The following is a 5,165-nucleotide window of genomic DNA, read 5'->3' as shown; positions in this document are numbered from 1 at the left end:
CTCGTGGACCGGTCCGCGTGGACCCGCACGGACGCGGGCGACCCCCGGGTGGCGGACCTGTGGGACGTCGACGCCGCCACGGTCGGTGCGGCCGCGTTCGCCGCCGGCGTGGAGCTGCACGAGCTGTCCAGCCGCGACCCAGGGCTCGAAGGACTGTTCCTGCAGCTGGTGGGCTCCGTCGAGTCGGCGGTGGCCTGATGCGCGCCGCGCTGGTCACCGAGTACCGCAAGCTCGTCACCACCCGCCTGTGGTGGATCCTCCTGCTGGCCATGGCCGTCTACATGGCGTTCCTGGCGGCCGTGCTCGGGTGGGGGATCACGCAGGGCGGCGGAATGACCAGCGGCACCGGCCAGGACGACCTGGTGCTGGCGCCCGACGCCGTCGTGCGGGCGGTCTACACGATCGCCGTGACGTTCGGCTACGTCTTCCCGCTGGTCGTCGGCGCGCTGGCCGTCGCCTCCGAGTTCCGGCACCAGACGATCACGCCCACCCTGCTCGCGGAGCCGCGCCGGACCGTCCTGGTGTCCGCCAAGGTGATCTCCGCAGGCGTCCTCGGCCTCGTCTACGGGCTCGTCGGCACGCTCGCCGCGGTCGGCGCCGGCGCTGCCGTGCTGACGCTGCTGGACAAGCCCACGTTCCTCGACCAGGCCTCGACCTGGCGGACGATCGGGCTGTCGGTGCTGGCTCTGGCCCTGTGGGCGATCGTCGGCGTGGGGTTCGGCTCGGTGCTCACCAACCAGGTCGCCGTGATCGTCGTGGTGCTGGCCTTCACGCAGTTCGTCGAGCCGGTCCTGCGGTTCGTGCTCGGGCTGACCAGCTGGGGGGCAGGCATCTCCGCGTACCTGCCGGGTGCGGCCGGGGAGGCGATCTCCGGCGGCAGCTTCTACTCGGAGACCGGTGTCGGCACCCTCCTCGAGTGGTGGCAGGGCGCACTCGTGCTCCTCGCGTACGGCCTCGGGCTGGCCCTCGTGGGGCGCCTGACGACGTTCCGCCGCGACATCACGTGACCGCGTGCACCCGCCGTGAGCGGGTGTGCACAAGCATGACCTCGCAGRGGTGCCGACAACCCCACCTTGAGGTCCCCCGAACTGGCACGTTGCCCCGTGTTGACCCGGGTGTGCTGACCAGGTGAAGACGGCTGCGGATACGTCCCGAACAGCCGTCCTGAGGCGGGGCCGAGCGCTCGCAGGCCGTAGTGTTGTCATCAACAGAAGTGGCAACCCAACCAGCAAAGGCGCGGTCGCGGACCGCAGCGGAAGTGGGCGATCCCAGCGTGACCCAGATGGCGGATCCTGACTCGACGCGTGCCGTTTTCGGCGCCAACGAGTGGCTCGTGGACGAGCTGTTCGAGCAGTACCAGAGGGACAAGAACTCGGTCGACCCGGCGTGGTGGGACTTCTTCGAGGGCTACAAGCCCGAGGACGCCTCCGCCAACGGATCGGCTCCCGCTCCCGCAGCGGTGAACGGCACCCCGGCGACGAAGCCGACGCCGGTCCAGGTCGCCCCGGCCCCCGCGCCGGCCGCGCCTCCCGTGGCCCCCGCCCAGCCGGCCACCTTCGTCGAGCCGCCCGCGGTGACGTCGCCCATCGCCACCGCGCAGCCGGCCACCGCGCCCTACGCCCAGGTGGCGCAGCGCAGCTCCGCCGCCGACGAGGCCGAGGCCGCCGACGACATCCAGAAGCTGCGCGGCCCCGCCGCGCGCGTGGTGAMCAACATGGAGGCCTCGCTCGAGGTCCCGACCGCCACGTCCGTGCGTGCCGTCCCGGCCAAGCTCATGGTCGACAACCGCATCGTCATCAACAACCACCTCGCCCGTGGTCGCGGCGGAAAGATCTCGTTCACGCACCTCATCGGCTTCGCGCTGGTCGAGGCGCTGGCGGAGATGCCGGCGATGAACACCTCCTACACGCTGCACGACGACAAGCCGAGCGTCCTGACGCCCGCGCACGTCAACGTGGGCATCGCGATCGACCTGGCGAAGCCCGACGGCACGCGCCAGCTGCTCGTCCCGTCGATCAAGAAGTCCGACACGCTGGACTTCGCCGGGTTCTGGACCGCCTACGAGGACGTCGTCCGTCGTGCGCGCGGCAACAAGCTCACCGTCGAGGACTTCGCGGGGACCACGATCTCGCTGACCAACCCGGGCACGATCGGCACGGTTCACTCGGTCCCGCGCCTGATGCAGGGCCAGGGCACGATCATCGGCGTCGGCGCCATGGACTACCCCGCGGAGTTCGCCGGGACGTCCGAGGACGCGCTGAACAAGATGGGCGTGTCGAAGGTGCTCACCCTCACCTCGACCTACGACCACCGGATCATCCAGGGCGCCCAGTCGGGCGACTTCCTGCGCATCATCGGCCGCAAGCTGCTCGGCGAGGACGGGTTCTACGACCGCGTGTTCGCGTCGCTGCGCGTGCCGTACGAGCCGGTCCGCTGGGTGCGCGAGGCCGCCGACCCCGACGCCGAGGCCATCAAGCCCGCGCGCATCGCGGAGCTCATCCACTCCTACCGGTCGCGCGGCCACCTCATGGCCGACACCGACCCCCTGGCCTACCGCCAGCGCAAGCACCCCGACCTGGACGTGCAGACCCACGGGCTGACGCTCTGGGACCTGGACCGCTCGTTCCCCACGGGCGGCTTCACGGGCAAGCCCCGCGCCAAGCTGCGCGAGGTCCTCGGCCTGCTGCGCGACTCGTACTGCCGCACGGTGGGCAGCGAGTACATGCACCTGCAGGACCCGCGCCAGCGCAAGTGGCTCCAGGAGCGCCTCGAGTCCGGCTACGCCCGCACCCCGCGCGAGGACCAGCTGCGCATCCTGCGCCGCCTCAACGCTGCGGAGGCCTTCGAGACCTTCCTGCAGACCAAGTACGTCGGGCAGAAGCGGTTCTCGCTCGAGGGTGGCGAGTCGGTCATCCCCCTGCTCGACGCGATCCTGTCCAAGGCCGCCAACAACGGTCTCGACGAGGTCGGCATCGGCATGGCCCACCGCGGCCGGCTGAACATCCTGGCCAACATCGCCGGCAAGTCCTACGCGCAGATCTTCCGCGAGTTCGAGGGCAACCAGGACCCCAAGTCGGTCCAGGGCTCGGGCGACGTCAAGTACCACCTGGGCACCGAGGGCACGTTCACCGCCGAGTCCGGCGCGACGACCGCGGTGTACCTGGCCGCCAACCCGTCGCACCTCGAGGCGGTCGACCCGGTGCTCGAGGGCATCGTGCGCGCCAAGCAGGACCGCATCGACCTCGGTGGCGACGGCTTCTCCGTGCTGCCGATCCTCATCCACGGTGACGCGGCGTTCGCCGGCCAGGGCGTCGTGTTCGAGACGCTCAACCTGGCGCAGCTGCGCGGGTACCGCACCGGCGGCACCATCCACCTGATCATCAACAACCAGGTCGGCTTCACCACGGGCCCGTCGTCGTCGCGCTCCTCGCAGTACGCGACCGATGTGGCCAAGGGCCTGCAGGTGCCGATCTTCCACGTCAACGGGGACGACCCCGAGGCGTGCGTGCGGGTGGCCGAGCTGGCGTTCGAGTACCGCGAGCAGTTCGACCGCGACGTCATCATCGACATGGTCTGCTACCGCCGCCGCGGTCACAACGAGGGCGACGACCCCTCGATGACGCAGCCGCTCATGTACAACCTCATCGAGGCCAAGCGCTCCGTCCGCAAGCTCTACACCGAGACGCTGGTGGCGCGCGGGGACCTCACGATCTCCGACGCCGAGCAGGCGCTGCAGGACTACCAGTCGCAGCTGGAGCGGGTGTTCACCGAGACGCGCGAGGACGGGTACCTGCCCGCCCCTCCCGAGGCCGAGGCCGTCAAGGGCCTGGAGCGCCCGGAGTCGCAGCTCGAGGACGCCGGCGTCATGGTCGGCTGGAAGACCGCCGTCGACGCCGGCACGCTGGAGCGCATCGGCCGCGCGCACGTGCGCCCGCCGGAGGGCTTCACCGTCCACCCCAAGCTGGCGCAGCTGCTGGCCAAGCGCGAGGCGATGACCCGCGAGGGCGGCATCGACTGGGGCTACGGCGAGCTGCTCGCGTTCGGCTCCCTGCTCGTCGAGGGCACTCCCGTCCGGCTGGCCGGGCAGGACTCGCGGCGCGGCACCTTCGTGCAGCGGCACGCGGTCATGCACGACCGCGAGACCGGTGCCGAGTGGACTCCCCTGCTCTACCTGTCGGCCGACCAGGCGAAGTTCTGGGTCTACGACTCGTCGCTCTCGGAGTACGCCGCGCTCGGGTTCGAGTACGGCTACTCGGTCGAGCGTCCCGACGCCCTGGTGCTCTGGGAGGCGCAGTTCGGCGACTTCGTCAACGGCGCCCAGACGATCATCGACGAGTTCATCTCGTCGGCCGAGCAGAAGTGGGCGCAGCGGTCGTCGGTCGTGCTCCTCCTGCCGCACGGGTACGAGGGCCAGGGGCCGGACCACTCGTCGGCGCGCATCGAGCGGTTCCTGCAGCTCGCGGCCGAGGACAACATGACGATCGCGCAGCCGTCGACCCCCGCGTCGCACTTCCACCTGCTGCGACGTCAGGCCTACGCCCGGCCGCGTCGCCCGCTCGTAGTGTTCACCCCGAAGTCGATGCTGCGCCTCAAGTCGGCGTCCTCGGACGTGCAGGACTTCACGACCGGCACCTTCCGCACGGTCATCGGCGACCAGCTCGCGGCCGCCAAGGCCGGGCAGGTCACCCGCGTGCTGCTCTGCTCGGGCAAGGTCTACTGGGACCTGCTCGCGCACCGCGTGAAGACGGGCGACGAGCACACGGCCATCGTCCGCCTGGAGCAGCTCTACCCCCTCGACGCGGAGGCGGTCCGCGCCGCGGTCGCGCCGTTCGACGGGGCCGAGCTGGTGTGGGTGCAGGACGAGCCGCGCAACCAGGGCCCGTGGACGTTCCTGTCCATGCACCTGCCGCAGCTGCTGAGCCGCACGCTCCGGGTGGTGTCCCGCAAGGAGTCGGCGTCGCCGGCTGCCGGGTCCGCCAAGAAGCACCAGGCGCAGCAGGCCAACCTCGTCGAGACCGCCTTCCAGCGCTGACCTCCGGTCGACCGGGAGCCGCACCCCCACCGGGGGGGTCCGCCAAGAAGCACCAGGCGCAGCAGGCCAACCTCGTCGAGACCGCCTTCCAGCGCTGACCTCCGGTCGACCGGGAGCCGCACCCCCACCGGGG

The 5,165-nt window shown here is 70.9% G+C and carries 2 protein-coding genes and 1 pseudogene; all 3 read left to right on the top strand.

Going from position 1 to position 5,165, the window contains the following annotated elements:
• Positions 1-198 (top strand): annotated as a pseudogene (locus tag AC1DUQ_RS17305) (ABC transporter ATP-binding protein); the annotation flags it as partial.
• Entirely contained in the window at positions 198-1,007 is an 810-nt protein-coding gene (locus tag AC1DUQ_RS17300) for an ABC transporter permease (protein ID WP_477060532.1), read from the top strand. The pseudogene AC1DUQ_RS17305 and the gene AC1DUQ_RS17300, both read left to right, overlap by 1 nt.
• A 275-nt stretch (positions 1,008-1,282) precedes the next feature.
• On the top strand, positions 1,283-5,032 hold the full coding sequence (locus AC1DUQ_RS17295; protein WP_477074214.1) for a multifunctional oxoglutarate decarboxylase/oxoglutarate dehydrogenase thiamine pyrophosphate-binding subunit/dihydrolipoyllysine-residue succinyltransferase subunit: 3,750 nt from the start codon (positions 1,283-1,285) through the stop codon (positions 5,030-5,032).
• Positions 5,033-5,165 lie beyond the last annotated feature (133 nt).

The sequence above is a fragment of the Cellulomonas sp. P4_B5_2 genome, assembly GCF_056402235.1.
This window is presented reverse-complemented; position numbering and strand designations above follow the sequence as displayed.